We start from the raw sequence: 1,816 nt of genomic DNA on the forward strand, positions 1-1,816 counted from the left end.
TACTCGCGTTAAACATCAAGCCAATGCCATCGGGTTGCAAATCAAACGCTGCGTAGAAACCAATATGTTTAACGCGCTGATACACAACAACAATTAACGGCATCGGCGTTATCTCGAATGTGGAGGTTAAACATGAATATTGGCGCTGTCGCGAAGCTAACTGGACTGTCATCAAAGTCGATTCGTTTGTATGAAGACAAAGGGATCATCTCTCCACCAGCACGCAGTGATTCTGGCTATCGCGAGTATTCGGATAATCATATTCAAGAACTTAACTTAGTTTCACGAGCAAAAAACGCAGGATTTTCACTTCAAGAATGTAAAGAATTCGTCCAGCTTGCGCATAATCCAAACCGTAAAAGCAGCGAAGTGAAAGAAAGAACGATGGATAAACTGCGCGAAGTAGAAGAGAAAATTGCTCACCTGATGGAAATTAAAAAGCAGTTGGAAGGTTGGGTATCGGCTTGTCCTGGCGATGCAAAAAGTCGCTGTCCAATCATAGACGAGCTCACCAAGTAAGCTCGCCTATCTATTGCAGTTCGTTAAAGGCAACAAGTTGGTTCAGATTAATGGTAAGTGCACATGCGTTTGCCATTTAACTCAATGATGTTAAATGGCGTTTCGTAGATGTCTTCCAATGTTGTTGCCTTAATCACCTCTTCAACCGCGCCACTTGCCACCACTTTGCCTTGTTTAAGCGCCAGAATGACATCGGAATAGCACGCCGCAAAGTTGATATCGTGAATCACAACCACCATTGCTTTGTTCATGTCATGAGCAAGCCTTTGAATCACCTTCATGATCTGCAATGAATGCTTGATATCCAAGTTGTTCAGCGGTTCATCTAAGAAAACGTAGTCCGTATCCTGAGCAATCACCATGGCGATAAACGCCAACTGGCGCTGACCACCACTCAACTCATCCAAGTATTTATCTTGAATATCTTGCAGGTCTAAGTAATCAATGGCTTGTGCAATGACAGTATGATCGTCTTTGGTAAGATTGCCTTTTGAATAAGGGAAGCGACCAAAAGAGACCAGTTCTTTCACGGTAAATCGCATCGTGATTGAGTTCGCTTGGCGAAGCACAGCAAGCTTTTTCGCCAGCTCTTTGGTATCCCACTCAGCGATCTCTTTACAGTCGATGATGACGCTACCACCGTCTCGCTCTGTTAGGCGAGAAGCCATGGAGAGTAAGGTACTCTTGCCAGCTCCATTTGGGCCAATGATTGACGTCACTTTGCCTTTTTCGAACTGAGTATCCGCGCTATCAACGACTTTACTCGAACCAAATGCTTTGGTTAGTTTCTCTATGACTATCATGTTTATACGACTTTGTTTTTCAACAGCAGATACAAGAAATAAATGCCGCCAAGGAAGTTAATGACCACGCTTAGCGTTGTCTCAAAATTAAATACGTTTTCAATGATCCACTGCCCTGAAAGCAATGAGCTAATGGCCAATAGTGAACAGCCTATCAACAATGTTTTATGTTGATAGGAATGAAACATCTCGCGGCTCAAGTTGGTCACAAGCAAACCAAAGAACATAATTGGGCCAACCAAAGCGGTAGAAATTGCAATCAAAACCGCAGAAAGGATGAAGACGTTGCGCGTCACTTTCGGCACATCAACACCCAAGCTTTTTGCGTTGTCTTGATCTAACCAGAACACATCCAATGTGCGATGCATACGAAACAATAACCAGCAAGCCAGTATCAACATCGGCGCACTGAAGTACACGAGATTAACCTTTACGTTGTTAAAGCTTGCATACAGTTTGGACTGCACGAAAGCGAACGTATTGGGGTCCATCAA

Annotated in this window: 3 protein-coding genes; 1 reads left to right on the plus strand and 2 read right to left on the minus strand. The window is 43.6% G+C overall.

Going from position 1 to position 1,816, the window contains the following annotated elements; translation table 11 throughout:
• The first annotated feature begins 132 nt into the window (after nucleotides 1-132).
• A complete protein-coding gene (gene cueR / locus R7M72_RS24295) occupies nucleotides 133-519 on the plus strand; it encodes a Cu(I)-responsive transcriptional regulator (RefSeq protein ID WP_005486235.1) in 387 nt (128 codons plus the stop codon).
• A gap of 47 nt (nucleotides 520-566) precedes the next feature.
• Here cueR and vctC read toward each other — a convergent pair whose 3' ends face one another.
• Both vctC and R7M72_RS24305 read right to left on the minus strand, forming a co-directional pair.
• Entirely contained in the window at nucleotides 567-1,322 is a 756-nt protein-coding gene (vctC, locus tag R7M72_RS24300; RefSeq protein ID WP_021449523.1) for an iron chelate ABC transporter ATP-binding protein VctC, read from the minus strand.
• A 2-nt stretch (nucleotides 1,323-1,324) separates the two neighbouring features.
• Nucleotides 1,325-1,816, minus strand: a 492-nt coding sequence (locus tag R7M72_RS24305) for an iron chelate uptake ABC transporter family permease subunit (RefSeq protein WP_318056367.1), incomplete at its 5' end; no start/stop codon positions are given.

This window comes from Vibrio sp. YT-18, assembly GCF_033337345.1.
In the GTDB taxonomy this organism is placed as follows: domain Bacteria; phylum Pseudomonadota; class Gammaproteobacteria; order Enterobacterales; family Vibrionaceae; genus Vibrio; species Vibrio alginolyticus.